Origin of the sequence: Martelella sp. AD-3, assembly GCF_001578105.1 — a bacterium.
GTDB lineage: Bacteria > Pseudomonadota > Alphaproteobacteria > Rhizobiales > Rhizobiaceae > Martelella.
On record NZ_CP014275.1, the window covers coordinates 2622892 to 2648840 of the forward strand.

General features: G+C 63.5%; 31 protein-coding genes. 12 read left to right on the forward strand and 19 right to left on the reverse strand.

The window, feature by feature from the left end:
- Nucleotides 1-71: 71 nt before the first annotated feature.
- The 5 genes from AZF01_RS12170 to AZF01_RS12190 form a co-directional block, all read right to left on the reverse strand.
- Nucleotides 72-389, reverse strand: a complete 318-nt coding sequence (locus AZF01_RS12170; protein WP_024706503.1) for a Dabb family protein — start codon at nt 387-389, stop codon at nt 72-74.
- Nucleotides 390-474: 85 nt separating this feature from the next.
- On the reverse strand, nt 475-1800 hold the full coding sequence (locus AZF01_RS12175) for a terminase large subunit domain-containing protein (protein ID WP_081725666.1): 1326 nt from the start codon (nt 1798-1800) through the stop codon (nt 475-477).
- Nucleotides 1712-2200 carry a hypothetical protein gene (locus AZF01_RS23540; RefSeq protein WP_024706505.1) on the reverse strand — a complete coding sequence of 163 codons (489 nt, stop codon included), beginning with the start codon at nt 2198-2200 and terminating at the stop codon, nt 1712-1714. The genes AZF01_RS12175 and AZF01_RS23540 overlap by 89 nt, the downstream gene beginning before the upstream one ends.
- A 194-nt stretch (nt 2201-2394) precedes the next feature.
- Nucleotides 2395-2739, reverse strand: coding sequence for a carboxymuconolactone decarboxylase family protein (locus AZF01_RS12185; RefSeq protein ID WP_036235846.1), 345 nt, complete (start codon nt 2737-2739; stop codon nt 2395-2397).
- A 104-nt stretch (nt 2740-2843) separates the two neighbouring features.
- On the reverse strand, nt 2844-3323 hold the full coding sequence (locus tag AZF01_RS12190; protein WP_024706506.1) for a YcgN family cysteine cluster protein: 480 nt from the start codon (nt 3321-3323) through the stop codon (nt 2844-2846).
- A 237-nt stretch (nt 3324-3560) separates the two neighbouring features.
- Between AZF01_RS12190 and AZF01_RS12195 the strand changes: the two genes are divergently transcribed.
- From AZF01_RS12195 to AZF01_RS12220, 6 genes are all read left to right on the forward strand, one after another.
- On the forward strand, nt 3561-4907 hold the full coding sequence (locus AZF01_RS12195) for a substrate-binding protein (RefSeq protein WP_024706507.1): 1347 nt from the start codon (nt 3561-3563) through the stop codon (nt 4905-4907).
- A 182-nt stretch (nt 4908-5089) separates the two neighbouring features.
- Nucleotides 5090-6106 (forward strand): branched-chain amino acid ABC transporter permease, encoded by a 1017-nt coding sequence (locus tag AZF01_RS12200; protein ID WP_024706508.1) that lies wholly within the window; start codon nt 5090-5092, stop codon nt 6104-6106.
- A gap of 5 nt (nt 6107-6111) precedes the next feature.
- Entirely contained in the window at nt 6112-7257 is a 1146-nt protein-coding gene (locus AZF01_RS12205; protein WP_024706509.1) for a branched-chain amino acid ABC transporter permease, read from the forward strand.
- A 4-nt stretch (nt 7258-7261) separates the two neighbouring features.
- Complete coding sequence (locus AZF01_RS12210; protein WP_024706510.1) at nt 7262-8029, forward strand: ABC transporter ATP-binding protein; 768 nt, start codon at nt 7262-7264, stop codon at nt 8027-8029.
- Nucleotides 8030-8037: 8 nt separating this feature from the next.
- Nucleotides 8038-8796 (forward strand): ABC transporter ATP-binding protein, encoded by a 759-nt coding sequence (locus AZF01_RS12215; RefSeq protein ID WP_051423975.1) that lies wholly within the window; start codon nt 8038-8040, stop codon nt 8794-8796.
- 162 nt (nt 8797-8958) lie between these two features.
- On the forward strand, nt 8959-9954 hold the full coding sequence (locus AZF01_RS12220; RefSeq protein ID WP_051423974.1) for a hypothetical protein: 996 nt from the start codon (nt 8959-8961) through the stop codon (nt 9952-9954).
- 4 nt (nt 9955-9958) lie between these two features.
- On the opposite strand, the gene AZF01_RS12225 is transcribed toward AZF01_RS12220, so the two are convergent.
- Nucleotides 9959-10303 (reverse strand): DUF1491 family protein, encoded by a 345-nt coding sequence (locus AZF01_RS12225; protein ID WP_024706513.1) that lies wholly within the window; start codon nt 10301-10303, stop codon nt 9959-9961.
- Between the two features lie 23 nt (nt 10304-10326).
- The gene (locus AZF01_RS12230) at nt 10327-11250 is read right to left on the reverse strand and encodes a peptidoglycan-binding domain-containing protein (protein WP_061449686.1); all 924 of its coding nucleotides are present in this window, start codon (nt 11248-11250) and stop codon (nt 10327-10329) included.
- A 368-nt stretch (nt 11251-11618) separates the two neighbouring features.
- Between AZF01_RS12230 and AZF01_RS12235 the strand changes: the two genes are divergently transcribed.
- Nucleotides 11619-12164: a DUF5330 domain-containing protein gene (locus AZF01_RS12235; RefSeq protein ID WP_024707324.1), complete on the forward strand. Its 546-nt coding sequence runs from the start codon at nt 11619-11621 to the stop codon at nt 12162-12164.
- Nucleotides 12165-12238: 74 nt separating this feature from the next.
- Nucleotides 12239-12661, forward strand: a complete 423-nt coding sequence (locus tag AZF01_RS12240; RefSeq protein ID WP_024707325.1) for a SufE family protein — start codon at nt 12239-12241, stop codon at nt 12659-12661.
- Between the two features lie 32 nt (nt 12662-12693).
- On the opposite strand, the gene AZF01_RS12245 is transcribed toward AZF01_RS12240, so the two are convergent.
- The 10 genes from AZF01_RS12245 to AZF01_RS12290 form a co-directional block, all read right to left on the reverse strand.
- The gene (locus tag AZF01_RS12245; RefSeq protein ID WP_024707326.1) at nt 12694-13218 is read right to left on the reverse strand and encodes a DUF6456 domain-containing protein; all 525 of its coding nucleotides are present in this window, start codon (nt 13216-13218) and stop codon (nt 12694-12696) included.
- The gene (locus AZF01_RS12250; protein ID WP_024707327.1) at nt 13211-13633 is read right to left on the reverse strand and encodes a helix-turn-helix domain-containing protein; all 423 of its coding nucleotides are present in this window, start codon (nt 13631-13633) and stop codon (nt 13211-13213) included. The genes AZF01_RS12245 and AZF01_RS12250 overlap by 8 nt, the downstream gene beginning before the upstream one ends.
- Nucleotides 13634-13957: 324 nt before the next feature.
- A complete protein-coding gene (locus tag AZF01_RS12255; RefSeq protein ID WP_024707328.1) occupies nt 13958-14380 on the reverse strand; it encodes a MucR family transcriptional regulator in 423 nt (140 codons plus the stop codon).
- A gap of 376 nt (nt 14381-14756) precedes the next feature.
- A complete protein-coding gene (gene mnhG / locus AZF01_RS12260) occupies nt 14757-15095 on the reverse strand; it encodes a monovalent cation/H(+) antiporter subunit G (protein ID WP_036236556.1) in 339 nt (112 codons plus the stop codon).
- Nucleotides 15096-15100: 5 nt separating this feature from the next.
- Complete coding sequence (locus AZF01_RS12265; RefSeq protein WP_081725725.1) at nt 15101-15490, reverse strand: cation:proton antiporter; 390 nt, start codon at nt 15488-15490, stop codon at nt 15101-15103.
- Nucleotides 15490-15966 (reverse strand): Na+/H+ antiporter subunit E, encoded by a 477-nt coding sequence (locus AZF01_RS12270; protein ID WP_244435532.1) that lies wholly within the window; start codon nt 15964-15966, stop codon nt 15490-15492. The genes AZF01_RS12265 and AZF01_RS12270 overlap by 1 nt, the downstream gene beginning before the upstream one ends.
- Entirely contained in the window at nt 15967-17523 is a 1557-nt protein-coding gene (locus AZF01_RS12275; protein ID WP_024707330.1) for a Na+/H+ antiporter subunit D, read from the reverse strand.
- A 24-nt stretch (nt 17524-17547) separates the two neighbouring features.
- Nucleotides 17548-17925 carry a Na+/H+ antiporter subunit C gene (locus tag AZF01_RS12280; RefSeq protein WP_024707331.1) on the reverse strand — a complete coding sequence of 126 codons (378 nt, stop codon included), beginning with the start codon at nt 17923-17925 and terminating at the stop codon, nt 17548-17550.
- Nucleotides 17925-18344, reverse strand: a complete 420-nt coding sequence (locus AZF01_RS12285) for a Na(+)/H(+) antiporter subunit B (RefSeq protein WP_024707332.1) — start codon at nt 18342-18344, stop codon at nt 17925-17927. The genes AZF01_RS12280 and AZF01_RS12285 overlap by 1 nt, the downstream gene beginning before the upstream one ends.
- Nucleotides 18341-20701 (reverse strand): putative monovalent cation/H+ antiporter subunit A, encoded by a 2361-nt coding sequence (locus tag AZF01_RS12290; RefSeq protein WP_024707333.1) that lies wholly within the window; start codon nt 20699-20701, stop codon nt 18341-18343. Before AZF01_RS12290 ends, AZF01_RS12285 begins: the two co-directional genes overlap by 4 nt.
- A 248-nt stretch (nt 20702-20949) precedes the next feature.
- On the opposite strand from AZF01_RS12290, the gene msrB reads away from it, so the two are divergent.
- A complete protein-coding gene (gene msrB, locus AZF01_RS12295) occupies nt 20950-21363 on the forward strand; it encodes a peptide-methionine (R)-S-oxide reductase MsrB (RefSeq protein ID WP_024707334.1) in 414 nt (137 codons plus the stop codon).
- 466 nt (nt 21364-21829) lie between these two features.
- Here msrB and AZF01_RS12300 read toward each other — a convergent pair whose 3' ends face one another.
- A complete protein-coding gene (locus AZF01_RS12300) occupies nt 21830-23101 on the reverse strand; it encodes a hypothetical protein (protein WP_024707336.1) in 1272 nt (423 codons plus the stop codon).
- Nucleotides 23102-23111: 10 nt separating this feature from the next.
- Nucleotides 23112-23483, reverse strand: coding sequence for a response regulator (locus AZF01_RS12305; protein WP_024707337.1), 372 nt, complete (start codon nt 23481-23483; stop codon nt 23112-23114).
- Nucleotides 23484-23616: 133 nt separating this feature from the next.
- Here AZF01_RS12305 and AZF01_RS12310 point away from each other — a divergent pair, with 133 nt between their 5' ends.
- From AZF01_RS12310 to AZF01_RS12320, 3 genes are all read left to right on the forward strand, one after another.
- A complete protein-coding gene (locus tag AZF01_RS12310) occupies nt 23617-23916 on the forward strand; it encodes a DUF3572 domain-containing protein (RefSeq protein ID WP_024707338.1) in 300 nt (99 codons plus the stop codon).
- Complete coding sequence (locus AZF01_RS12315) at nt 23913-24566, forward strand: hypothetical protein (RefSeq protein ID WP_024707339.1); 654 nt, start codon at nt 23913-23915, stop codon at nt 24564-24566. The genes AZF01_RS12310 and AZF01_RS12315 overlap by 4 nt, the downstream gene beginning before the upstream one ends.
- 68 nt (nt 24567-24634) lie before the next feature.
- Nucleotides 24635-25945: a DNA polymerase IV gene (locus tag AZF01_RS12320; protein ID WP_024707340.1), complete on the forward strand. Its 1311-nt coding sequence runs from the start codon at nt 24635-24637 to the stop codon at nt 25943-25945.
- Nucleotides 25946-25949 lie beyond the last annotated feature (4 nt).

The window sequence follows — 25949 nt, forward strand, 5'->3', positions numbered from 1 at the left end:
CCTTATCCTTGCTTTGAAACGAAAAAGGCCCCGGAAAACCGAGGCCTGTCAGTCGGAATGCAGATCGGACATCAGTCCGTCGGACGCGCATGCCGCACGGCCTTTGCCGTGTCGTAATCGGCGGCAATGCGCATCTCGCGGAGCGGACGGACAAGCGCCGTCGACTTCTTGTAGAGCGAGTGTTCGCGATAGGCGGCCAGCGCCGTCTCGTCCTCGAATTCGCCATAGACGACGAAATCGACCTTCTCGTCATAAAGATCGCTGCGCGTGTTGCGACCGATCTCCAGAACTAAAGCATGCGGGCTTTCCGTCAGGATCGAAAGGCCGGCCTCGATCTGATCGGCATCGCCGCCCTCCGGCACCGAAAAGAAAACGATATGTCTGATCATGCGAAAACCTCGTTGCGCCCTCAAAAGGCCGATTGCGGCATTCGGCTAGCATGGGGCCATAGCCGGCGCAAGCGCCAATGGCGCCTCACACCCCGCGCACGCGCGGCACCCCGTCGCCTTCCAGAAGCAGCGCCGTCAGCGCCCAGACCAGGGCGTCGAGCCGGTCCGGCGAGCGCCCGCCCGAAAGCCCGTCCGGACCGAAATCGCACATCTGGTCGACAAGCCGGGCGAAATGGCCCGCATGGCGCACCCTGCCCTGCTCATAAAGCGCGGCAACCGGCTCGGCGCGCAGAAACTTGCCGCGCCGCGCCCTCACCGTTGCAACCGGCAGCCGCTCGTCGACGCTTTTCAGCATCGCCGTCACCATGTCGCCGCCCTGATTGATCTCGGCGACCACCCGGTCGGCATCAAAGCGGCGATAGGCCTCGACCACGGCGCGGGCCCACTCGGCCGGCGTGCCGCCCTCCACCGAGCAGTCGGCCAGCACCAGCGCGCCGCCGTTTTCCATGCCGCCCGCGACAACGATGCCGCAAACCGAGCGGCGACCGGAACCGGAGGGCGGATCGACCGCGACAACAATCCGTCCCGTCGCCATGGCATTGCGGGAGACGACCGTCTCAAGTTCTCCCCGCCGCCACAAACCGTCCTCGCGGTCCTCGATCATTTCCCCTTCGAGTTCCTGCCGGCCGAGCCGCGTGCCGCCATAGCGGCTTGCGAGCGTCTTGATGAAGCCCGGGGCCAGATTGGCGTGGTTGTCCGCCGTCGAAATCCGCGTCAGCGCCGTGTCGCTCTCCGCCATCAGCTTCTTCAAAAGCGGCACGGCGCGCGGCGTCGTCGTCACCATCTGGCGCGGCCGCGCGCCAAGCCGCAGACCGAACTGCAGCATGTCCCAGCATTCCTGGCCGTAGCGCCATTTCGCCAGCTCATCGCACCAGGCGAAGTGGAATTGCGGCCCGCGCAGCGCCTCCGGATCTTCAGAGGAAAAAAGATAAGCCACGGCGCCGTTCGGCCAGACCAGCCGCCGGCGGGTGATCTCCAGCACCGGAGCCATCCGCCGCGCGATCCGGCAGATGCCGGACACGCCGTCGATCATCACCTCGCGCGCATCCCCGAGCGTCTCGGCCACAAGGGCGATGCGCAGATCGCATTTTGCGCCGCCTGAAAGCGCCAGTGCGTGCACCCATTCCGCGCCGGCCCGCGTCTTGCCGGAACCGCGCCCGCCCATCAGGAGCCATGTCCGCCAGTCGCCCGCGGGCGGCATTTGTTCGGGCCGCCCCAGAAAGGCCCAGTCGCGGGCAAGCGCTTTGACAAGAGCATAGGGATCATTGGCCACCGGCGCGCTCGGCGATACGCCGCTCTGCCAGTTCCTCGGCCCGCTTTTCGATGAGGTCGAGGAAATGGGCTTTGGCATCTTCATATGTCCTCAGATCGAGTGCGCGTTCCTCGGCATCGCGGCGGCTTTCCGCAAGCCTGCGCTGCAATTCGTCGGCCTTTTCCAGCGTGCGGATGATCAGCGCCACCGCGTCGGCCGCGGCCTTCACCTCGCTGCGCACATCCGCATCGTCTCCCTCCCGGCCTTTCTTGACCGCCGCCATCCTGAGCTTGCGAAAAAAGGCGAACTGCGCCCGCATCTCGACGGTCAGATCGTTCAGCAGCAGCCTGAGATCGTCATCGGCATTCGCCCGCCGCGCCTTCGGTTCGATGGCATGATAGCCCGCATGGGTGCGGTGCGTCGCCGGATCCCCCTCATAACGCGGCGTGCGCGGCCAGAGCCCGAACAGCGAAATATCGAATGTTTCATGGTCGACCACGAAATTCTCCTCTTGGCCGTTCGCGGCAGCCGTCCGGCAACAAAAAAGCCCGGCGAGAACCGGGCTTTGAAAAAGCTGAGGGAAGCCTGAAGCCAGGGAGGTCACCGACCGCCGCAGATTTCCGACTGTAGATAAAACCTAGCAGACGACCGTAACGCCGTCAAGGACTATTTTCCTATTGTAAGATTTTTTTCTTATCCGGCGGAGAACTGTTCAAAGGCCTCCAGCGCATGGGCCGCATACATCAGCCCCGGTCCGCCATCCATGTAGACGGCGACGCCCAGCACTTCCTCATATTCCGCCTTGGTCACGCCAAGCTTGACAAGCGCCTTGGCGTGAAAGGCGATGCAGGGTTCGCAGCGCAGCGCCACGGCAATGCCGAGCGCGATATATTCCTTGGTCTTGGCATCGAGAGCGCCCGCCTTGCAGGCGGCGCCGGCCAGGGCCGAAAAACCGCTCATGGTGTCGGGAATGTCCTTGCGAAGCACGGCGGTCTGCTTCGAAACATCGGCAGTCATCTGAAGATAATCGGTGGCCATGGGGAGGATCCTTATATTCATACTTACGAGGATGAATACATAAGGTCTCTCGCCGCTCCCGCATTGCGCTGGGTCAAGCGGCGCCCGCCCTATCAGAAAGCGAATCAGCCCGTCTTCTCCCCGGTCAGCACCGGCCATTCGATGATGTAGTCCTCGTAGTCCTCGACCGGCACCTCCATCTCGCTCACCGTCCGGTCGCGCGCGGAAATGCCGGCCTGGTGCACCGTCTCGCGGTCGCCGGAGACGAGGTAGTGCCACCAGTAGAGATCATGCCCCTCATGCACCAGCCTGTAGGCGCAGGTCGGCGGCAGCCAGGGGATCTCCCTGACGCCCTTGACATCGAGCTGGATGCATTCCGGCACAGTCTTCCACCGGTCCTCGTAATCGGAACACTGGCAGGAATGGCCGTCGAGAAGGCGACAGGCGACCGAGGTAAAGGCCACCTCGCCCGTTTCCCAGTCCTCCAGCTTGTTGAGACAGCAAAGCCCGCAGCCGTCGCAGAGACTTTCCCATTCGCCGGCGTCCATCTCGTCGAGCCGCTTCGTCTTCCAGAACGGCTCCTGTTCTGCTGCCCTGTCGGCCATGTCCGGATCACCTTCCTCTTGAAGGTGGCTATATGCGTCACAAGGTCCCGCGGTTCAACCCGTCGCGGGCATTGCGGCGGCGAAGGTAAGCGCTCGCTTCCTTCAACCAAGGTCTTATCACTTTCGCTCAATTGCGACAATTTGACTGCTTGTTACTGTCTCCCATGCGCTTTGGAGGAAAGCGCCTCTGCGCCCTGAGGAGCGCGCAGCCAATTCAGACGACTTGGGAGGAGTCCGATGTCAAAGTTTATCATCAACCGCCGCAGCCTGCTCAGGGCCGGCGCGGCCGCCGGCGTCACGCTGGCCGCCCCCATGCATTTCGTGCGCGGGGCCTACGCGCAGGACATGTCCTGCAACATGCCGACCGGCAGCACCGTCACGCTCGGCTTCAACGTGCCGCAGACCGGCCCCTACGCCGATGAGGGCGCCGACGAGATGAAGGCGCTGATGCTCGCCGCCAAGCACCTGAACGGCGAGGGCGACGGCGGCATGCTCGCCACCTTCTCGTCCAAGGCGCTCAAGGGCAACGGCATTCTCGGCAAGAAGGTCAACTACGTCACCGGCGACACGCAGACCAAATCGGACGCCGCCCGCGACAGCGCCAAGCGCATGATCGAGAAGGAAGGCGCGGTGATGATCACCGGCGGCTCGTCGTCGGGCGTTGCCGTTGCCGTGCAGAGCCTCTGCCAGGACATGGGCGTGATCTTCATGGCCGGCCTCACCCACTCCAACGACACCACCGGCAAGGACAAGCGGCGCTACGGCTTCCGCCACTTCTTCAACGCCTACCAGTCGGGCGAGGCGCTCGCCCCCGTGCTCCAGCAGGAATACGGCTCCGACCGCCGCGCCTATCACCTGACCGCCGACTATACCTGGGGCTGGACCCAGGAGGAATCGATCAAGAACGCGACCGAGGGCCTCGGCTGGGAAACCGTCCAGACCGTCAAGACGCCGGTCGGCGCCGGCGACTTCTCGCAGTACATCACCCCGGTGCTCAATTCCGGCGCCGATGTGCTGATCCTCAACCACTATGGCGGCGACATGGTCAATTCGCTGACCCAGGCCGTCCAGTTCGGGCTGAAGGACAAGCAGGTCAACGGCAAGAATTTCGAAATCGTGGTTCCGCTGTTCTCCCGCCTGATGGCGCAGGGCGCGGGCGAGGCAGCCAAGAACATCCTTGGCTCGGCCAACTGGAACTGGTCGCTGGATGACGCGGGCAGCCAGGCCTTCGTTCAGTCCTTCGGCGCGGAATACGGCTTCCCGCCATCCCAGGCCGCCCATACCTGCTACGTTCAGGCGCTGCTTTATGCCGATGCCGTGGAACGCGCCGGCACCTTCTTCGCGCCCGCGGTCATCAAGGCGCTGGAAGGGTTCGAATTCGACGGCATGGGCAACGGCCCGACGCTTTACCGCGCCGCCGACCACCAGTGCATGAAGGATGTGCTCGTCGTGCGCGGCAACCCCGATCCGCAGAGCGAGTTCGACCTGCTGAAAGTCGTCAAGGTCGTGCCGCGCGCCGATGTCGAATACGACCCGGCGATCTTCGGCGGCGAGCTTGGCCCGGACACGGCCAAGACCTGCTGATCTAGCGCATCGGCCCGAAAATCGGAATCGATTTTCGGAAAGCACGATGCGTAGATTCAATAGGTTAGAGCGCCCTTTGTGCGTCCGAAAGGACGCACGGCGCTCTAGACCAATCGCTGCATTCCCGGCCGGGCGCTTCAGAATGTGCCCGGCCCTTTCCGGCAACAGTGGAAACGCGGTCAATGGACGCCATCATCATTCAGTTTCTGAACGGCCTCGACAAGGGCGCAGCCTATTCGCTGATCGCCCTTGGCCTCACTCTGGTTTTCGGCACGCTCGGCGTCGTCAACTTCGCCCATGGCGCCCTCTTCATGCTCGGCGCCTTCTGCGCCGTCACCTTCAACGCGCTTCTGACCTGGCCGGTCCAGCCGCCCAAGGCCGAGGGCGCGCTGTTCGCGCCGCGCCCGGTGCCCTACATGGAATACGCCTTCGGCGATTTCGGCGCGGCGATGATCAACTGGTCCGTGCCGCTCTCCATCCTGCTCGCCATTCCCGTCATGCTCTTGATCGGGCTCGTCATGGAACGCGGATTGATCCGCTTCTTCTACAAGCGCCCGCATGCCGACCAGATCCTGGTGACCTTCGGCCTTGCCATCGTGCTGCAGGAGATCATCAAGAAGATCTACGGCGCAAACCCCGTCCCGCAGTCCGCGCCAGACGTCTTCGCCGGCACCGCCAACATCGCCGCCTGGTTCGGCATGGCCGACGCCTTCATCGTCTATCCCTGGTGGCGGCTGATCTACTTCCTGTTTGCGGCCCTCGTCATCGGCGCCGTCTTCGCCTTCCTGCAATTCACCACATACGGCATGGTGGTGCGCGCCGGCATGCGAGACCGCGAGACCGTCGGCCTGCTCGGCATCGACATCGAAAAGCGCTTCACCGTCGTCTTCGGCATCGCCGCTGTCGTCGCAGGCCTCGCCGGCGTCATGTACACGCCGATCCTGCCGCCGAACTATCACCTCGGCATGGATTTCCTGGTGCTGAGCTTCGTCGTGGTCGTCGTCGGCGGCATGGGCTCGCTGCCGGGCGCGATCGTTGCCGGCTTCACGCTGGGCATCCTGCAATCCTTCGCCTCGATGAACGAGGTGAAATCCATCATTCCCGGTATCGACCAGGTGATCATCTACCTCGTTGCCGTCATCATTCTCTTGACCATGCCGCGCGGGCTGATGGGCCGCCGCGGCGTGATGGAGGACTAACCCACATGTTCGCCAATCTCTCGCGCAACGACTGGCTGCTCTTCATCGTCTTTTCGGCGATCGTGCTTCTGGCGCCCATCCTGTTCATGCCGCTCGGCGCGGCCTATCCCGCACTCCTGCAGAAATTCGCGATCTTCGGGATCTTCGCCATCGGCTTCAACATCCTGTTCGGGCTCACCGGCTATCTCTCCTTCGGCCACGCCGCCTTTCTCGGCGTCGGCTCCTATGCCGCCGTCTGGTCGTTCAAGCTTTTCACCATGAACGCCATTCCGGCCATCCTCTTCGCGGTCATCTGCTCGGGCCTGTTCGCGGCCCTCATCGGTTATGTCAGCCTGCGCCGTTCAGGCATCTATTTCTCGATCCTGACGCTCGCCTTCGCGCAGATGAGCTACAATCTCGCCTATTCGGTCCTGACGCCGATCACCAACGGCGAGACCGGCCTGCAGCTGTCGCAGAGCGATCCCCGCATCATCGACCGCATGTTCCTCGCCCCGACCGAGGGCCTGCCATCGCCGGATCTCTTCGGCGTCCAGCTCCAGGGCTATGCAGGTTTCTATTTCTGCGCCATCGCCCTTCTGGTCTGCTTCTTCATCACGCTGAGGATCTTCCGCTCGCCCTTCGGCATGATGCTGAAGGCGGTGAAATCCAACCAGAACCGGATGATGTATACCGGTTTCAACACGCGGCCCTATCTGCGCTCCGCCTTCATCATCTCGGGCATGTTCGCCGGCCTTGCCGGCGCGCTGATGGCCGTCACCGACCCGCTGGCGGGCGCTGAGCGCATGCAGTGGACGGCGTCCGGCGAAGTCGTGCTGATGACCATTCTCGGCGGCGTCGGCACCCTGCTCGGCCCGGTCATCGGCGCGGTGGTGATCAAGTATTTCGAAAACATCTTCTCCTCGTTCAACGACGCCGCGCTGCACAGCGCGCTGTCGGCCCTGCCGGACGCGATCGAGACCCCGCTCGTCGGGCTCCTGTCGCTCTTCGTCGGCGACGGCTGGCACCTGACGCTCGGCCTCATCTTCATGGCCATCGTCATCTTCCTGCCCGGCGGCATCATGGAAGGCGTCAAGCGCCTTCGCGCCCGCTTCTCGGGCGGCGGCGGCGGCCGCAAGGCGCAATCCGCCGCCAAAATCCAGCCAGCGGAGTAAACCCATGGCAGACAACAACATCGTCCTGCACGTTGACGACGTCCACAAGAGCTTCGGCGGCCTGCGCGCCCTCTCAGATGTCAATCTCGAGGTCGAAAGCGGCAAGGTCCACGCCATTATCGGTCCGAACGGCGCCGGCAAATCGACCCTGCTCAACGTCTGTATCGGTCGGATCAAACCAAGCCACGGCAGGGTCGTCTTCGCCGGGCAGACGCTCAACGAGCACGAACCGCACGAGATCAACCAGATGGGCGTCTCGCGCGTGTTCCAGACCCCGGAGATCTTCCCGGACCTGAGCCTGATCGAGAACGTCATGATCCCGGCCTTTGCCCGCCGCGACGGCGCCTTCAGGCTGAATGCGGTCAAGGCGCTTTCCGGTGAAAAGGAAATCCGCGAGGAAGCCGAATTCATGCTGGAGGATATCGGCCTTTCCGCCCGCCGCCATCACGAGGCGGGCTCGCTGTCGCGCGGCGACAAGCGCCGGCTGGAGCTTGCCATGTGCCTGATCCAGAAGCCGAAGCTCCTGCTGCTCGACGAGCCGACGGCCGGCATGGCCCGCCACGACACCAACATGACCATCGAGCTCCTGCAGCGGATCAAGGCCCGCGGCATGACCAAGGTGATCATCGAACATGACATGCATGTCGTCTTTTCGCTCGCCGACAAGATCTCCGTGCTTGCCCAGGGGCGCATCATCGCCGAAGGTTCTCCCGATCAGGTGCGCGGCAATCCGAAGGTCAGGGAAGCCTATCTCGGGGAGGCCCACGAATGAACATGGTCATGGAGAAAGGCAATCTCGCCGGGGAGCAGATCGCAGTGTCGGAAACAGTCAATGATGCATTCCTGTCGGTTCGCGACATTCATGCCTGGTACGGCGAAAGCTATATCGTGCAGGGCGTGTCCTTCGACATCAGGAAAGGCGAGGTGCTTTCCCTTCTCGGGCGCAACGGCGCGGGCAAGACGACCACGCTCAGGACGCTTGCCCGCCTCGACAATCCGGCGCTCAGCCAGGGAGAGATCTGGCTCGACGGCGAACCGCTTCACAAGAAGAAAGCCTTCCAGGCAGCGCTTTCCGGCGTCCAGCTCGTGCCGGAAGACCGGCGGATCATCGGCGGTCTCTCCGTGGAGGAAAACCTTGTTCTGGCCCAGGTCGCCGGCGAAAAGGGCTGGTCCATCGAGGAGATCTACGATCGCTTTCCCCGCCTGGCCGAACGCCGCAACCAGGAAGCGGTGACGCTGTCGGGCGGCGAACAGCAGATGCTGGCCGTCGCCCGCGCCCTTGCGCGCAAGATCAAGATCCTCTTCCTCGACGAGCCTTATGAAGGCCTCGCGCCCGTCATCGTACAGGAGATCGAAAAGATCGTCCGCCAGATCCGCGATCTCGGCATCACCACGATCATCGTCGAACAGAACGCCGTCGCCGCCTTGAGGCTCTCTGACCGCGCCGTGATCATGGACACCGGACAGGTGGTCTTTTCCGGCAGCGCCCAGGACGTGCTCGACAATGCGGAACTGCGCGAGGAATATCTCGCGATCTGATCGTCTGTCAGACCGGCGGCGGGAATCGCATCTTCCGCCGGTCAATTCCCGCTTTCTTCTATGGTTAACATCTTTCTAACGATTTCCCCCTAACGTCTTGTCAGATTGAAGACATCCATGCGTCGGGCGAGAGAGCGACTGCCGCTTTTTCGACATCCCGGCGTGACAAAGAAGAACGGCATCGCCCGGCACAAGCTGCCGGAGATCTCGTCGGGGAGTACGGCCTTGGTCGATCGTTACCGGGAACTTGAAGGGCTGAAAAATACACGCAAGCTCGACGTCGTGCTGATGGCAACGGTCTCGAGCTTCGGCGCTCTGGAAAAACCGAGTGCCGCCGAGCGTCGCCGTTTTATCGAGCTGTTTCCCCCGGTCTATGAAGCGTCCACGCCGGAGGCCCGTCGACAGGCCGTCGCCGCCCTTTCCGGCAATCCCCATGTGCCGCAGGAGATCTGCCATTATATCGGCACGCGGGAAATCGCCATCTCCGCTCCCTTCCTCGCCCGCTCGCCCGCGCTCGGCGACGAGACCCTGACGCGGCTGATCGAGACCATGGGCGAGGAGCACATCCGCGCGATCATTCATCGCGCCGACCTGTCGCAGAAGGTCATCCAGGCGCTGATCGGCTGCCACCGCCCCGAGGAAGACGAGACGCCGGACGGCAATTTCGACGTGCGCTCAGGCTACCGTGATGAAAGCGAAGCGCTGCGCCAGACGCTGAAGGCGATGGCGGCAAAAGCCGGCAGCGAGGTAGAGGACCGGCTGGGCCTGTCGACGCTCTCCGAACTGCAGACCGCCCTTCTGGTGCGCTTTGCCCGCCGCGGCGAGGGCACGCTGTTTCTCGAGACCTTCGCCCGCGCACTCGGGGGCGACCGGGTGCTGGCCGCAGACATCCTGTCGGAAGAAAGCGGACGACGCCTCGCCGTCGGACTGGTCGCGCTCGGCATGGGCAGGGATGATACGCTCTATGTCCTGCCGCGCGTCGCGCCGGGTCTTTCAACGGCGCAGATGCCCGCCGATGAAGCGGCGGAACGTCTGGTGGACGCGCTGAAGCCGGCGGCCTGCATCGAGGAACTGCTGGCATGGCAGAACCGGCGCGCCGAGGAAGAGGCGGCTGCCGCCAAGCATGCCCCGCGCCGGCAGAACCGCCGCTCGGCCTGATCTCTCAAACGCCGTCGCCGGCCACGGCAAAAAGCCCCTCGACGCTCTCCGTCTCAAGGACCACGACCCAGAGATCGCCGTCAAAGCGGATTTCCTTTTCGAGCCGCGCCGCGACATCGTCGGCCGGGACCCTGTCTAGACGCTGCTCGAACAGCCGGTCTTCACTGCTCTCAGCGGTAAAAAACTGCGGCGCCGGCATGTACAGGCATTCCTGTCCGTTCCGCAGCACCTGACGGATCGCGATCGCGCCGGCATCGGCCGCGCCCTTGCGTTCCACCACGGCAAAATCGCCATTGGCGAAAACCCGGCGCAAAAGCGCCGAAACAAAAATCTCCGATTTGAGACGCATGGCCAGGCTCTCTTCTCAGGCGGTCAGAGCGCGCCGATTTCCGCAAGCTTGTCGCGTACGGCCGGGCTCGGCTCGCCGGTTTCCGGCAGGCGATAATGCTTCTGGAACTCCAGGATCGCCGCGCGGGTATTGGCGCCGGCCACGCCGTCGACCGTCACGTCGTCATAGGCGATGTTGACGAGGCCGCGCTGGATCTCGACGACAAGGGCGTCAGCGGCCGGAGCGGGTTCGTCTGATGCCGGAAGCGCGGCCGTCGGATCGGCAGAGCCCCCGCCCGCCTTCGTTGCCGCGCGCGGCGTCGGCACCGGCGGCGGTCCGCCGTCATCGCCCTTGAGGACAGCGAGAAGACCCGCATCGACAATGCCCGTCTCCGCCAGCCCCTGGTCAGCCTGAAAGGCGATCACCGCGGTCTCGGTCAGCGGCCCGGTCACGCCATCGGGCTTGCCCTTGTAATAGCCGGCGGCGGCAAGCTGTTCCTGAACCTGACGGATGATCTCGCGGTCATCGACGACCGCCGGCTGAGCCTGCGGCTCGGCCTGCGACCGGCGGGCTGTCGCCGGCGGCTCTTTCTCGACCGCCTGCAGGATCGCCATCAGATCGTCGCCGCCGTCATCGCGCTCAAGCGAAGCGACCTCGACCGGTGCGCCATTCCCCTCGCCCTCGAGCTCGATCCGAAAGGTCTCGAAATCCTCCTCGCTCGCCATCCGGCGGCCGGGTACGGCATAGGGATCGGAGGGCTGGCGCGTCTTCATCAGCGGTTCGGGATGCGGGCCCGGCTGGTACCAGAGCGCATTGGCGGAAACGAAACTGAGGACGATGCCGAAGACCAGCGGCCCGCCGACCCATGACGGGTGGCGCGCGACAAAGGCCCCGACGGCCGAGGCGCCGCGCCCCATGAGCGAGGGCGTCTTCTTCTTGCTGCGTCTGGTCTTCCTAGCCTTCGCCATTCATCATCACTCTGTCAGTCGTCTGCAACCTCGGGTCGTCGGCGCCAAACTACGCCGCACGGCTTAACGAAGGGTAATGGAACGAAAGGCTCGCGGCCAGACGACAAATCGGCGCAAAAGCGGCAAAAACGGCCAACATGGTTAACGCCGGGTAACAGGAACGAAAACCAGCCTTGCACCGCTCTTGTGCCATACACCTGTTTTTGCGTCATAAATCAGGGCGTCTCCCGAAAAACCGTCCCGGCCGGCGCGGCGGGCGTCAACAGCTGCCGGCCCTTTTAGCGGCTCATTTACCGTCCTATGATAGCAATCAAGCGCGTGGCCGCCCGGACACGCGAGGCGAAACCCTGAAACGGGCAAGGACATCGATGAGATTTCTGCTGAAATCGGCATTCATGATCTTCGTGCTGCTGCTGATCGTGCCGTTCTTCGCGCCCCTGCTGCTGGGCGACAAGGCGACGCGCAACGAGGCCATGCTGCCGAGCGGCCGCGACATCGGCAGCGCCGTTTCCGCAGCCCGCGGCACGATCGACTATATGAGCGGCATGTGCGAGGAGCGGCCGGAGGTTTGTGATGACGGCGCGGGCCTGCTGGGTTTTCTCGGCCGGCGGGCGCGTCAGGGGGCGGAAATCGTCTACCTCTATCTCGGCGCGCATTTCGCCGAGGATGAACGGGTCCCGGCGCCGCAGCAGGCGCGGAAAACCACGCGTCCGGAACAGCCGGCAGCCGAGGTGACGGTCGTTGAACGCATGGCCGAGCCCGCCGAAACGCCGACCGACCTCATCCGCACCGGCGCCATCACGCCGGAACCCGACATCGCGCCCGCGCCGCAGCCCCCTGCCCCCGCCGTTCAGCCGCAGCGCATATCGGGCCTGCCGGAGAACGTGCCGCTGCCAACGCGCCGCCCGCGCTGACAATCGGCCCCGCCCCGTTTCATTCGGAGGCCGATCGGCCTATATGGAGCGCAACAGAAGACGAAAGGCGCCTCATGAACGAGAAACTCGAGCAGATCATCGACGATTTTTCATTCCTGGACGACTGGGAAGACCGCTACCGCTATGTGATCGAACTCGGCAAGGAACTCCCCGACATGGCGGAGGAGGAAAAAACCGAGGAGAACCGCGTCCACGGCTGCGCCAGTCAGGTCTGGCTTGTCAGCGAAGAAGACGAAGGCGCGGATCCCGTGATCCGGTTTCGCGGCGATTCGGACGCCTTCATCGTGCGCGGCCTGGTGTCGATCGTCCTGACCGTCTATTCCGGCAAGAAGGCCTCGGTGATCGCGGGAACGGATGCGATCGACATCTTCCGGCGGATCGGGCTCGTTGAAAACCTCTCCGCCCAGCGCGCCAACGGCCTCAATGCCATGGTGGCGAAGATCCGGGAAACGGCGGCGGCGGCGCTTCCCGCCTGACGCCGCTTCCGGCGGCCGCCTTCTACGGCGTCTTACTCCTCGGCAAACATCGCCGCGATGTCGGGCCGGTAGCCCTCGCCGCCCCAGTGGCGGATGGCCCGCCGCGGCGGCGGCGGGGCGTAGTGGCGGGCAAGCGCCATAAGCGCGGTGCGGACCATCAGCTTCGCCGAGCGCACGGGCCATTGCCGTTCCCGCTCCATCTGCTCCAGGCCTTTTTCAAAACAGACGAAATCGAGCAGAACGTCGGCCAGCTCCGGACCGACGGAGAGGAGCGCGCGGCCGACGCGCCGGCGCGCGTCAAGCGCGCTGTCGGACAGTCCGGCGGCGTCAGCCCGCATTGCGCGCGCCCGGCTTTCCAGCCGCGGCTGAAGCGAGGCCGTGATCCTGGGCTGCATCTGCGCCCGGTTGAAATCCGAAAACAGGCGCTCGCCCGCGTCATGGGCGTCCTGCGGCAGAAACCGGCCGCCATCGCGCCCCTTCAGGCGGGCCAGCATCTCAAGAGGCGTCTTCTCGCCCATCCGCGCGCCCGTCATCGCCGCCGCCCTCCCCTCATGCATTTTCCCGCACTCCCGCCGCAACGACGACGGAATAGGCAAGCCGTTCCACCGAGGCGATGAACTCGTCGAAGGCGCGGTCGTCCCGGCGGTCCTCGATCACCCGACAGGAATAGGCAACAGTCGTCCGGTCCCGGCCGAAAGCCGCCCCGATCTCGCTCAGCGACAATTGCAGCGTGACGTGGCAGACATACATGGCGATCTGCCGGAAATGGGAGACCGACCGGCGACGGTCCGCCTTGAGCGAGACGCGATCGCCGGCGACCTGCGCCATCTCCCTGGTGATCAGAAGAACAATGCGGCACGCGGTGCGAATATCCGCCATCTGGCCGGCGCGTTCGAATGACCACGACCCGGCGACCTGGTGGACAAAGGCCTGATGGAAGGGCGCTGTGGATTCTGCTTTGTACTCGTTCATGTCATCTCCCGGCTAAAATAGGATTATATTCTTGCACCTGTCGGCACGACGGGGACGGAAGGCGGGGTCTTGTGCGGTCGTTTCGCTGTTTTTATTGCTGAATTTTGGTCAATCTTAGGACTTTTTTCCTACTTTGATCAACCGGGTCCTTTTACGGGAGCGAAAATGAACATACCCTTAATGCGTGTATTTCGGATAACCCGGCGCAGGAAGCTGACAGCGCTTGCATAAAAAAAATGCCAGCGCGCATTCGCGGCTGGCATCAAGATATAAATCTCCTGCGGGACCCGGAGCGCTTGCGGGACTCCGATCCGGAGCGGCGGCTCAGCGCTTGCGGCGCTGGCCGAGCCCCATCTCCTTTGCAAGCCGCGAGCGGGCCTCGGCATAGGAGGGCGCGACCATCGGATAGTCGACCGGCAGGTCCCATTTCTCGCGATAGGCGTCGGGCGTCAGGTCGTGATGGGTCATCAGGTGGCGCTTCAGCGACTTGAAGGTTCCGCCGCATTCGAGGCAGACGAGATGATCGCCGCTGATCGACTTGCGCACGGAAACCGCCGGCTTCTGCTTTTCGGCAGCCGGGGTGCTTTCCTGCGGACGGGCCGTGTTGCTCAGCGCAGCGTGCACTTCGCGGATCAGACCCGGCAGATCCGTGGTCTGGACCACATGATTGCTGACATAGGCCGCGACAATATCGGCCGTCAGTTCGACGAGGTTCTGGGCATCCTGTTCGACCGCAGCTTCCGTCATTCTTCACTCCTATACTTTTCTGTTCGTCTTCGACCCCACCGCCAACGTTCCCGCCAGGAGCCTAAACGACGACAATGTCCGGACAGATATTCCGAACCGTCGGCGATTGCTTCGAAGCGTGGGGTACGTTTAGCTTCGGGAGAACGGCCGTCTACCGAACAAGGCCGCGCCCGCATCGACGTAGAGACAGTTTTGTTTTCTATTCCAGCAAGAGCTTTCTGTTCATGCTCAAGGCAGCAAATACCACCCTACACAGAAAAGTAAAGTTACATTGATTAAAAAATAATGCCGATTATGAAAAGTTATAGGAACTTTGATTGAGCCCCGCGCACTTTTTCTTATACTTGGCGAGCGGTCAGGCAAGATTACCGCGCAACTAAACCTCTTCACTACTCTGGAGCTCATCCTGCACGGTTTTTTCATGCAGAGGATAGCCCACCTCATGCGCGGCGCGGGCGAGGAGATGCGCCGAAATCGGCGCCGTCAGCACGAAAAAGGCGATGCCGGCGAAGGCCCGGACGAAGGTCGCGATCTCGGCGGAATGAAATCCGATGGCCAGAAAGATCAGGCCGGAGCCGACCGTGCCCGCCTTCGAGGCCGCATGCATGCGCGTGTAGAGGTCGGGAAGACGCAGAATGCCGATGGCCGCCGTCAGCGTGAACAGCGCGCCGGCCAGCATCAGGAACGAGACGAACAGGGCGACAACATAGTCCATGCGGCTTATTCCTTCTTCGTTTCGTCGGCGGAGACGACCGGGACGTCCTCCCCGCTGCTTCCCGAATCATAGGCCATCGGGTGCGGCTTGACCTGAAACCCGGTTTCGGTCTCGTCGCGCATGGCGCTCGAGCGGATGAAGCGGGCAAAGGCCACCGTTGCCAGGAAACCCACGAGGCCGAGGGCAATGGCGATATCGATGTAGAGCGTGAAGCCGGAACGAATGGCTATGACGACGATAAAGCCAATGGCGACCGCCACGAGCATATCGAGCGACAGAACGCGGTCCGGCAGGGTCGGGCCCCTCACCACCCTCACGGCGGTCAGGATAAGCGCCAGCGAGAGGATGCCGATCGATATGTCGGCGGCGGCTGAAACGATCATATCAGGCGTCATCAGGCGAAGGCCTCCCTGATCTTCTTCTCGAAACCGTTGGCGATGTCGCGGCGAATGCCGTCGGGATCGGAACAGTCGATGGCATGGATGAAGAGATATTTCCTGTCGTCGGAAACATCGACGGTCAGCGTGCCGGGCGTCAGCGTGATCATGTTGGCGAGAAGCACGATCTCGAAATCCTTCTCGAGCGAGAGTTCGAAGCGCAGGATGCCCGGCTTCACCTCCATGCGCGGCGAGCAGACGAGTCTTGCGACCGACCAGGCCGACTTCATCAGGTCATAGAGGAACACCAGGAACAGCGCGGTGACGCGCCTTGCCCGCGAGAAATAGCCCGTTCCGCCGAGCTGGTGGCGAACGAGGCCGACGGAGATGGCGCCGATGACGAAACCGAAGACGAGGTTGTGCAGCGAGGCGCTGCCGGTGACGGCAACCCAGACAATGGCCAGAACAAGGTTCAAGAGCAGCATGGATGACATCTAGGACGCTCCCCCGGGAAAGACCGACATGAAATAGGCCTCGGGCGCAAGAAGCCCCTCGACGGCGCGCGTGGCGATCGCAAGCAGCGGCTCGGGATAGACGCCGAAGACCACGACGAGGGCCATCAGCCCCACCACCGGCAGGCTTTCCGACAGCGTCAAGCGGACCCTGGCCGCGGGCGCCGCGGCGGCGGGCCGCCAATAGGCCAGAAGAAAGACCCGCCCCAGCGCGATCGTGGTGCAGAAGCCGGCGAAAAGAATGGCGAAGGCCAGCCACCACTGTCCGTCGCCGAGCGTCGCCCGGACCAGCAGCGCCTTTGGCCAGAAGCCGGAGAACGGCGGCAGGCCCGCGGCGGCGAAAAAGGCGGCAAGGCTTAAGCCCGCAAAGGCCGGATTGCTGCGGTAAAGCCCGCCGATCGCGTTCAGCGAAAATCCGCCCGCAAGCTTTCCGGCAAGACCGACGATGAAATAGAGCGCCGTCATCAGGATCATCGAATGGAGCGCATAGACGAGCGCGCCCTCAAGCCCCGAAACCCCGCCGACGGCCACGCCGGCAAAGACATTGCCGATGCCGATGATCACCACATAGCCGACCATGCGGCGGATATCGTGCTGGGCGATCGCGCCGAGCCCGGCGAGCGCCATGGTGAGAAAGGCGCTGAGCGAGACGAGCGCGCCGAGCCGCTCGAGGTCGGCCGGCAGGATCATCACCATCACCCGCAGGAGGGCATAGACGCCGACCTTGGTCAGAAGTCCGCCGAAAAGGCCGGAGACCACCGTGCGCGGCGTATGGTAGGAAGCGGGCAGCCAGAAATTGACCGGGAACGCCGCCGCCTTCATGCCGAAGGCCAGCACGAAAAGCGCGCCGATCGTCGCCGTCGGCAGCATCGGCGCAGCCCGCGCCCGCATGGCGATATCGGCCATGTTGAGCGTGCCGAACACGGCGTAGGTATAGGCGACCGCGATCAGGAACAGCGTCGTGCCGATCAGGTTCAGAACCGCATATTTCATCGCCCCGTCAAGCTGTTCGTGGGAGGAACCCAGAATCAGCAGGCCGAAGGAGGAAATCAGCAGGACCTCGAACCAGACATAGAGGTTGAAGATGTCCCCGGTCAGGAACGCGCCGGAGACGCCGGCCATCAGCAGCAGCAGAAAGGGATAAAAGCCGTAGCGCCTGCCGCTCGCGCGAATATCGCCGAGCGCGAAGATCGCGCCGGCGAGCCCGGCAATGCCTGCGGCAAGGGCAAAAAGGGCGCCCAGAAGGTCGGCGGAAAAGGCAATGCCGAACGGCGGCAGCCAGCGGCCGGCGACCATGGTGATCGGCCCCTGGGTCGAGACGCTGAAGACCAGAAGGCAGTCCACGACCACGAGAAGGACAAGGGCGGGGATGGCGATGATCGGATGCCAGACGGTGTGCTTGCGGATGAGCATCAGAAAGGCGCCGACGGTAATGCAGATCGCAACCGGCAGGATGACGAGCCAGTCCGTCAGCGTTGACGGTTCCATGGTCAGCGCAAGCGACAGATCGACGGAATGGGCGGAGGACGAAGCGGCCATGAGCGTGTTTTTCTAAATCCTTGTTCAGTAGCCGAGCGGCGGCATGGGCTGGTCCTTGGGTTCGGCAGCCCGCATGTCGTCGGTGTCATCGGTGTTGAGGTCCTGATAGGCGCGGTAGGTGAGGACCAGCAGGAAGGCGAAGAACGAAAACGAGATCACGATCGCCGTCAGGATCAGCGCCTGCGGCAGCGGATTGGCCGTGCCGGCAGGCAGCGTGTCCATGGTCTTCGGAATGATCGGCGGCACCAGGCCGGAGATCCGTCCGGCGGTGAAGATCAGCAGGTTGACCGCATTGCCGAGAATGGCGATGCCAAGCATGATCCGGACGCTGTGGCGCGACAGCATCAGATAGATCGCGGCGGCGAAGAACAGGCCGACAAGACAGGAAAGCACGAATTCCATCAGGCGTGGTCCTTTTCTTCAAGCGCCAGGAAGATCGAGGAAATCGATCCGAAGACCACCAGATAGACGCCGATGTCGAAGGTCGTGACCGTGGAGATCGGCACCTCGACGCCGAAGATCACCGGATAGATCCAGTGCGCCGTCATGAACGGCACCTGGGCGAAGATCGAGATGAAGCCCGACAGCGTCGAGAGCAGCAATCCGGCGCCGGCAATCGACATCGGATGGAAATGGATCGCCCGGCGCACCGCCGAGACCCCCGACGCGATGCCGAAAATCGCGATCGCGGACGCCGCGATCAGCCCGCCGATGAAGCCGCCGCCCGGCGCGTTGTGGCCGCGCAGAAGAACGAAGATCGAAAACAGCATCATCAGCGCCGAGAGGAAGGGCGCGGCGGTGCGAAAGATCAGCGTGTTCATTGTGCCTTCTCCTGTTTGGCGACGGGGGTGGCCTTTGCCCGGTCGGACCGCACGCGGATCAGCGCCAGAATGGCAAGGCCGGTGATCATCACCACGGCGATCTCGCCCAGCGTATCCGTTCCGCGGAAGTCGACGATGATGACGTTGACGACGTTCTGGCCGTGGGCGATCACCTTCGAATAGGCATTGAAGAATGCCGTCAGGCTGTCGTTGAACGGCACCTGGGTGACGCGCATCAACAAAAGCGCGAAGCCGAGCCCGCAAAGCGCGGCCACCGTGCCGTCGAAGACCTTCTGGCCGAGCGCGCGATGGTCCGAGGGCGCAAGGTTCAAACGCGTCATCACCAGGGTCAGGATCACGACCGAAAGCGTTTCGACCATGAACTGGGTGAAGGACAGGTCCGGCGCGCCGAGAAGCAGGAACAGCACCGCGACGGAAAAGCCCTGTATGCCGAGCGTGACGATCGCCGTCAGCCTGTTATGGGCGTTGATCACCGCCAGCAGGCCGACAACGGCAAGGGCGATGATGACCCAGTGGCCCAGCAGGAAGCCTTCCGGCAGGCCGGGCCATTGCGGCAGCTCGCCGAAGGAAAAGAGCGACACCAGCAGCACAGCGGCAATGATGCAGAAGGTCGCGGTGATGTAGAACTCCAGCCGGCCGGGCTGCACGATCTGGGTAACCCTGAACGACAGGCGCACGATGCCGCGCATGAAACCGTCGAACCAGGCATCCGGTCCGGGACCGAGGCGGGCAAACATGGCGGCCATGGCCGCGCGCGCCTGCGAAAGACGCCAGTAGACGAAAAGCGCGATGATCACGGTCAGCACCGACAAAGCGAGCGGCAGGCCGATATGCGGGATCAGCGACAGGTGGATCTCGACCTCTTTTCCGGCAACGGCCGAGGCCATCGGGCCGGAGAAATGACTGTTGAAGAAATGGGCGAAGACGGCCGCGAGAAAAGCCGTGGCGCCGAGCACGATCGGCCCGAGCCACATCAGCGCCGGCCCTTCATGCGCATGCTTGGGCGTCTCGGTCTTTTCGCCGATGAAGGGCTTCAGCCCGACGCCGAAGCCGACGGCGAACATCAGCGCATTGCCGAGGATCGCGATCAGCAGGAAGATCGTTGCATAGAAGCTTCCGGCGGCCAGCGCCTCATAGATGCCCTCCTTGGCCAGAAAGCCGACGAAGGGTGGCAGGCCGCCCATGGAGATCGCGCCGGCAAGGCCGGCGGCAAAGGTGATCGGCATCGCCTTCGCCAGACCGCCGAGTTTCGTCAGGTCGCGGGTTCCGGTCTCGTGGTCGATCAGGCCCGCCACCATGAACAACCCGCCCTTGAACAGCGAATGGGCGATCAGATAGAGCACCGCGCCTTCCGCGGCGTGCGGAATGTCCATGCCCGTCATCATCACCATCAGGCCGAGCGAGGAGACGGTGGTATAGGCGAGCATCAGCTTCAGGTCGGTCTGGCGGATGGCGAGCAGCGTGCCGACGATCAGCGTTGCCGCGCCGAAGACCGGCAAAACGATGGTCCACAGCGCCGTATCGCCCATCACCGGGTTGAGCCGCATCAGAAGATAGACGCCGGCCTTCACCATGGTGGCCGAATGCAGATAGGCCGAAACCGGCGTCGGCGCCTCCATGGCGTTCGGCAGCCAGAAATGGAACGGAAACTGCGCCGATTTGGTAAAGGCGCCGCCAAGCACCAGAATGAAGGCGGCAAGATAGAGCGGGCTGTCGCGCAGCACATTGCCGGTCTCAAACAGCGCCGAAAGCGAGGAAGCCCCCGTGATGTGCTGGATCAGCAGCACGCCGGCCAGAAGCAGGAGACCGCCGCCGCCGGTCACCACCAGCGCCTGGATCGCGGCGCGGCGCGAGGCTTCCTTCTCGTTGTCGAAGCCGATCAGCAGGAAGGAGGTGATCGAGGTCAGTTCCCAGAAGACGAACAGCATCAGCAGGCCGTCGGAGATGACCACGCCCAGCATCGATCCCATGAAAAGGAACATGAAGGACACGAACCGCGCCTGCTGGGCATGGCCTTTCATGTAGCCGCCGGCGTAGAGAATGATCATCGTGCCGATGCCGGTGATCAGGATCGCGAAGGTCAGCGAAAGGCCGTCGAGCAGGAAGGAGAAACGCAGGCCGAGGCTCGGCACCCAGTCATAGCCGCCGGTCAGCACCGCGCCTTCGCCGATCCTCGGCACGAGGCGGATGAACTGGATGAGCGAGAACAGCGGGACAAGGGCAAGAAGCCACGGCGCACTCGACTTGAAGATACGGTAGAGTATCGGAGAAAGAACCGCGCCCAGAAAAGGCAAGCACAAGGCCAAAAGAACAAGAGCCGTTTCACTGGCGGTCATGGCGTCTCCAAAAAACTGACAATATACAAGCCGGACGGGTAAATAGTACAGACAACAGACGTGTTACGACAAGAAAAGCACCGGCTCAAGAGCGATCGGCGCCTTTTCGCATCCGCGAGATAAGACGCCGGGACATTGACCGCGCGCGCCGCGCCAGACGGATGCAAGCCATTGCTTTTCCTCGCCCGGAAACCCAAGTAAGACAGCGGGCAATCCCATTAAACGGTAAAACAATCCGGAGCGCGACGTTGACCCAGAGCAATAAACAGAAAAAAACGCTGTCCGATTCACAATGGCGTGAAGAACTGACCCCGGAACAGTACCATATCCTGCGCGAGCACGGCACCGAGCGGCCCTTCACCGGCCCGTACTGGAACAGCTTCGAATCAGGTACCTACTATTGCGCCGGCTGTGAAACCGCGCTGTTCCGCTCGGACACCAAGTTTGACGCCGGCTGCGGCTGGCCGAGCTTTTTCGAGCCGGTCGCGCCCGGCGTCGTCGCCGAATTGCGCGACGATTCCCACGGCATGGTGCGCACCGAAATCCGCTGCGCCAATTGCGGCGGCCATCTCGGCCACGTCTTTCCCGACGGCCCGCCCCCGACCGGCCTGCGCTACTGCATGAACGGCCATGCCATGCATTTCGTCCCGGACGAAGACTGAGGGCCGCACGTGCCGTCGGCCGTTCGCGGCCGGGCGCATGTGGCCTGGCGCGCGGCGCAGTCGCGGCGCGTCAGGAGCGCGCATACCCGCGAGAACGAAAAAGAAAGCGCTAACATGAAGAGCGGCCGGCTGATTGCCGCGGGCACGAGGAATCCCGTCGCCAATCAGCCGACCGACCCCACGAGACCAGGAGATGCGGCGGACCTGAGCATCATGGGGCAACTGCCAAAGGCAGTTTCATCAATTTTGTACGCTCTGAAATAATAATCAACCGATTTTCGATGTTTTCGCCCGAAACCGGCGCTTTCATGGTTAACGGCCAAGCATTTATCCGGGATTTACCGGATGGTCAAAAAAACGGTCGCTCGGTTGCGATAACCCGAGACGCGCTGCGCCGCAGCACCTGCGGGCGAAATCCGCCAAGAAGATCAGACGGTGGATTTCTTCAAAATGACTTTGCCCTGCTTCAGCTTACTTCCGTCAGCGCGGTGCGGATGGCCAGCGCCGGATTAACGGCGGGCTGGTAGGCGTCCTGCACGCCCTCCCCCAGAAGCCTGGCGAGATTGGCATCGAGACGCTGGCGCAGCGCCGCGATCGCCTGTTCGGCGTCGTCGCGGCGACGGTCGGGGTAGAGAATGGCGAAGAGTCCGTCTTCCACGCGGCTTGCCGCATCCCGCCCGCTCAGGTGATAGCGGATCAGCGCCGCGACGGCTTCCGCCCGAGCGCCGCTTTCATCCTCCGGCACGCGGACAACGCCCATATAGAGCGGCGCGCCGGCGGTCGAGGCCTCGCGCTTCAACGCGTTGAGCGTCGTTGCGAAACGCTCCGGCGCCAGAAGCCCGGTATCGCTCTCGACCGTTTCCGGCGCCTCGGAAAGATCATCGATCGCCGTGCCGAGCGCCTCGACAAAGCGCTTGCGGCGCAGATGCAGAAGCGCCCGCAAGATCAGCTCGCCGGTCTCGCCCGGCCATGCCATGCAGTCATCGGCGCTGCGCGCGGCGTCGCCGGAAATGTCGGCGAGCCCGCCCGGTTCGCTGAGCGCGAACAGGGGCACGAAACGCATGCCCGGCACACAGCGGAGCTGGCCGCAGATCCTGAGGCCGTCGGCGAGCACAGGCCCGCCATGGACAAGCACGAGGTCGAAGCTCTGACTAGAAGCCAGGTAGAGCGCCTCCCGCAGATTGCCGGTGGCAACCGTGGTCGTCAGCGAAAGCATGCTCTTCAGAAGGTCCCGGCGCATGGCCGGATCCTCGGCAACGATCAGCACCCGCACCGTCTCGTCCGGCACGGCGGCGGCGCGCGGGGCGGAGGGCCAGGCCTCGGCAAAGGCGCCCGCCTCGCTCTGCAATGTCCGGAACCGCAGGAGAGCGGAAATCCGCGCGGCCGCCGTTGCCAGATTGTGTTCAAGCCCGATCACGTCATCGGCGCCGGCGCGCAGCGCGGCGAGCCTGAGCGTGGCGTCCGCCCGCTCCGGCGTCACGAGGGCGACGGGCGCGCTGACGCCCGAATCATGTTCCTTGAGGATGCCGCAGCAAGCCAGCGCCGGCCCCGGCGCATCGTCATCGACGGCCACCAGGATGAGGCTTGCGGCGTTGACCGCCGCCATGGTGCTCTCGCTGTCGGAGAAGTCGGCCTGGAAGAACCCGACCGACCAGCCGCTCAGCATCGCCGTGAGCGTCTGGGCCACGGCGCCCTCACCGCCGATCAGGACAATGCTTTCATGCGTCGCGCGTCTCAACGTCGTCCCCTCAGGCATCACCCAGATAGGTCTTCACGGTCTTGATGAAGTTCGGCACGGAGACCGGCTTCGAAAGATAGGCATCAAAACCCGCGCCGCGAATGCGCTCCTCGTCGCCGCGCATGGCGAAGGCCGTGACCGCGACGATCGGGATCTTCGCGAGTTCGCGATCGGCTTTCATCTCCCGGGCAATGTCGAGACCCGATTGTTCCGGCAATTGAATATCCATCAGTATCAGTCCGGGCCTGAACAGGCGGGCGAGCGCCACCGCGTCCGTCCCTGTCCGGCTTTCCACCACTTCATAGCCCTGCGCCTCGACGAGATCACGAAACAGCTTCATATTCAAATCATTGTCTTCGACGATCAGAACCTGTTTTGCCATTCGCGCTATCCCCTTGCACCGGCCCCTGTACCGGCTTGCAACGCGCCGGCAAGAAGCTAGAATCACGTCCGTGCCCGTATCAGCGCATCAGATGCCGAGTTTAGGACGATTTGGTTAAGAAACGGAAATCCGCTTGCAACATTTTCAAGAAGAGCCGGAAAATTCGGCGTCGGAACAAGACCTCGCCATCGCCATTCTGGTCTGGCTCTCCCGCGAACCCGAGATGCTGAGCCGATTCTGCGCGCTTTCAGGCGTGGAAGCCGGCCAGTTGCGCGCGCTTGCGGGCGATCCGGGCTTTGCGCGCGCCATGATCGGCTTCATCGCCGGCCATGAGCCGACGCTGATGGCGTTCTGCAGCGACAACGATATTGCCCCTGAGACCGTCTCGCGCGCCTGGCAGCGGCTCGAATACGGCCATGGTGGAGACGAATGACCCGGCTTGCGGAAGCATCGGCGGACGACCTTCGGATCGGCCACCGGCCGCTTCTGGTCGTCGATGTCGACGAGGTGGTGCTGCAGTTCGTCGCGCCCTTCAAGGCCTTCCTGCGCGCGCATGATCACGAACTGAGGCTGGAGACCTTCGCCCTCAACGGCAATGTCATTTCGCTGGAGGACGGCCGGCGCGTGGAAAACGCCGAGGTCAAGGCGCTGATCTCGTCATTCTACGACAGCCAGGAGGACTGGCAGGAACCCTTCCCCGCCGCCCGCCATACCCTTGAAGGCCTGACGGATGTCGCCGATGTTCTGCTTCTGACGGCCATGCCGCCGCGCCATCGCGAAACAAGGCGGCGGCTGCTTGCCCGCCACGGCTTCGATTTTCCGCTGATCGCTTCGGAAGAGCCAAAGGGCGAGGTGCTGAGAGACCTGTGTGAAACCAGCCCGCCGCTGCTGATCTTCGTCGACGACATGCTCTACAATTGCCGTTCGGTTTCGTCATGCCTGCCGGAGGCGCTGACGATCAACCTCCTGATCGACGACGACTACCGCGCGCTGGCGCCCGAGACCACGCCGCCATCCGTCGTCGCCACGGGCTGGGACCATGCCGAGGCCATCATCCGCCGCCATATCGCCGAGAATGGCTGACGTCCCCGCTTGCCTTGGCGCGTCGCCAGCACTATTTTCGGCTATGTTCAACCTTTGTTCCGATCGCCATGGCAGAGATGACTTCCAAGGCAAACGGCTTTTGCCGCGACTGTCTCGCCCCGTCGGCGGGCGCCCTGCGCCGCTGCGCCCGGTGCGGAAGTCCGCGCCTTCTGCGCCATGAGGAGCTGTTCACGCTCTCGATCGCCCATATCGACTGTGACGCCTTCTATGCGGCGATCGAGAAACGCGACGATCCGTCGCTCGCCGACAAGCCGCTGATCATCGGCGGCGGCAAGCGCGGGGTCGTCTCCACCGCCTGCTACATCGCCCGCATTCGCGGCGTGAAATCGGCGATGCCGATGTTCAAGGCGCTGGAGGCCTGCCCGGAGGCAACCGTCATTGCGCCGAACATGGAGAAATATTCCGCCGTCGGCCGGCAATTGCGGAAGATGATGTTCGACCTGACGCCGCTGGTCGAGCCGCTGTCGATCGACGAGGCCTTTCTCGATCTGTCCGGCACAGAGCGCCTGCACAAGGCAACGCCCGCCGAGACGCTCGCCCGCTTCGCCATCCGGGTCGAAAAGGAGCTCGGCATCACCATTTCCATCGGCCTGTCCTACTGCAAGTTCCTCGCCAAGATCGCCTCGGACTTCCAGAAGCCGCGCGGCTTTTCCGTTATCGGCGAGAAGGAGGCGATGACCTTCCTCGCCGACAAGCCGGTCGGCATGATCTGGGGCGTGGGCAAGGCCTTCACCGAGACGCTGAAGCGCGACGGGCTGACCACGATCGGCCAGTTCCAGCAGATGGAAAAGAACGAACTCCTGAGGCGCTACGGCACGATCGGCCAGCGGCTCTATCATCTGGCGCGCGGCGAGGATACGCGCAGCGTGAAGCCCGAGCGGGCGACCAAGAGCATTTCCAACGAGACCACCTTCTTCACCGATATCAGCGATTTCGAGACTCTGGCCGGGCATTTGCGCCGGCTGAGCGAAAAGACCGCGCGGCGGGCCAAGGCGGCGGGCTTTGCCGGGCACGCCGTGACGCTGAAGCTGAAGACCGCCGACTTCAGGAGCCGCACACGCAGCCGCCACCTCGAAGCGCCGACGCAGCTTGCAGACCGGATCTTCGCCACCGGTCTGTCGCTGATGAAGAACGAGGCCGACGGCACGAAATTCCGCCTGATCGGCATCGGCATCAGCGAACTCTGCGACCCCGCGATCGCCGACCCGCCCGACCTCGTCGACCCGAAGGCCGCCCGCCGCAAAGCCGCGGAAAGCGCAATGGATGCGCTGCGGAACAAATACGGCCTCTCTGCCGTGGAGACCGGCTACACCTTCCGCCCGGACGGGAAGAAGAAGAAGGACGGCGACGGGCGGTAATCCC

What these genes read in the sequence shown, in the direction of transcription:
- AZF01_RS12170 (WP_024706503.1), bottom strand. Translation starts at nt 389, where the DNA reads ATGATCAGACATATCGTTTTCTTTTCGGTGCCGGAGGGCGGCGATGCC.
- AZF01_RS12175 (WP_081725666.1), bottom strand. Translation starts at nt 1,800, where the DNA reads ATGCCAAAGCCCATTTCCTCGACCTCATCGAAAAGCGGGCCGAGGAAC.
- AZF01_RS12185 (WP_036235846.1), bottom strand. Translation starts at nt 2,739, where the DNA reads ATGGCCACCGATTATCTTCAGATGACTGCCGATGTTTCGAAGCAGACC.
- AZF01_RS12190 (WP_024706506.1), bottom strand. Translation starts at nt 3,323, where the DNA reads ATGGCCGACAGGGCAGCAGAACAGGAGCCGTTCTGGAAGACGAAGCGG.
- AZF01_RS12195 (WP_024706507.1), top strand. Translation starts at nt 3,561, where the DNA reads ATGTCAAAGTTTATCATCAACCGCCGCAGCCTGCTCAGGGCCGGCGCG.
- AZF01_RS12200 (WP_024706508.1), top strand. Translation starts at nt 5,090, where the DNA reads ATGGACGCCATCATCATTCAGTTTCTGAACGGCCTCGACAAGGGCGCA.
- AZF01_RS12205 (WP_024706509.1), top strand. Translation starts at nt 6,112, where the DNA reads ATGTTCGCCAATCTCTCGCGCAACGACTGGCTGCTCTTCATCGTCTTT.
- AZF01_RS12210 (WP_024706510.1), top strand. Translation starts at nt 7,262, where the DNA reads ATGGCAGACAACAACATCGTCCTGCACGTTGACGACGTCCACAAGAGC.
- AZF01_RS12215 (WP_051423975.1), top strand. Translation starts at nt 8,038, where the DNA reads ATGGAGAAAGGCAATCTCGCCGGGGAGCAGATCGCAGTGTCGGAAACA.
- AZF01_RS12225 (WP_024706513.1), bottom strand. Translation starts at nt 10,303, where the DNA reads ATGCGTCTCAAATCGGAGATTTTTGTTTCGGCGCTTTTGCGCCGGGTT.
- AZF01_RS12230 (WP_061449686.1), bottom strand. Translation starts at nt 11,250, where the DNA reads ATGGCGAAGGCTAGGAAGACCAGACGCAGCAAGAAGAAGACGCCCTCG.
- AZF01_RS12235 (WP_024707324.1), top strand. Translation starts at nt 11,619, where the DNA reads ATGAGATTTCTGCTGAAATCGGCATTCATGATCTTCGTGCTGCTGCTG.
- AZF01_RS12240 (WP_024707325.1), top strand. Translation starts at nt 12,239, where the DNA reads ATGAACGAGAAACTCGAGCAGATCATCGACGATTTTTCATTCCTGGAC.
- AZF01_RS12245 (WP_024707326.1), bottom strand. Translation starts at nt 13,218, where the DNA reads ATGCATGAGGGGAGGGCGGCGGCGATGACGGGCGCGCGGATGGGCGAG.
- AZF01_RS12250 (WP_024707327.1), bottom strand. Translation starts at nt 13,633, where the DNA reads ATGAACGAGTACAAAGCAGAATCCACAGCGCCCTTCCATCAGGCCTTT.
- AZF01_RS12255 (WP_024707328.1), bottom strand. Translation starts at nt 14,380, where the DNA reads ATGACGGAAGCTGCGGTCGAACAGGATGCCCAGAACCTCGTCGAACTG.
- mnhG (WP_036236556.1), bottom strand. Translation starts at nt 15,095, where the DNA reads ATGGACTATGTTGTCGCCCTGTTCGTCTCGTTCCTGATGCTGGCCGGC.
- AZF01_RS12265 (WP_081725725.1), bottom strand. Translation starts at nt 15,490, where the DNA reads ATGACGCCTGATATGATCGTTTCAGCCGCCGCCGACATATCGATCGGC.
- AZF01_RS12270 (WP_244435532.1), bottom strand. Translation starts at nt 15,966, where the DNA reads ATGTCATCCATGCTGCTCTTGAACCTTGTTCTGGCCATTGTCTGGGTT.
- AZF01_RS12275 (WP_024707330.1), bottom strand. Translation starts at nt 17,523, where the DNA reads ATGGCCGCTTCGTCCTCCGCCCATTCCGTCGATCTGTCGCTTGCGCTG.
- AZF01_RS12280 (WP_024707331.1), bottom strand. Translation starts at nt 17,925, where the DNA reads ATGGAATTCGTGCTTTCCTGTCTTGTCGGCCTGTTCTTCGCCGCCGCG.
- AZF01_RS12285 (WP_024707332.1), bottom strand. Translation starts at nt 18,344, where the DNA reads ATGAACACGCTGATCTTTCGCACCGCCGCGCCCTTCCTCTCGGCGCTG.
- AZF01_RS12290 (WP_024707333.1), bottom strand. Translation starts at nt 20,701, where the DNA reads ATGACCGCCAGTGAAACGGCTCTTGTTCTTTTGGCCTTGTGCTTGCCT.
- AZF01_RS12305 (WP_024707337.1), bottom strand. Translation starts at nt 23,483, where the DNA reads ATGGCAAAACAGGTTCTGATCGTCGAAGACAATGATTTGAATATGAAG.
- AZF01_RS12315 (WP_024707339.1), top strand. Translation starts at nt 23,913, where the DNA reads ATGACCCGGCTTGCGGAAGCATCGGCGGACGACCTTCGGATCGGCCAC.
- AZF01_RS12320 (WP_024707340.1), top strand. Translation starts at nt 24,635, where the DNA reads ATGGCAGAGATGACTTCCAAGGCAAACGGCTTTTGCCGCGACTGTCTC.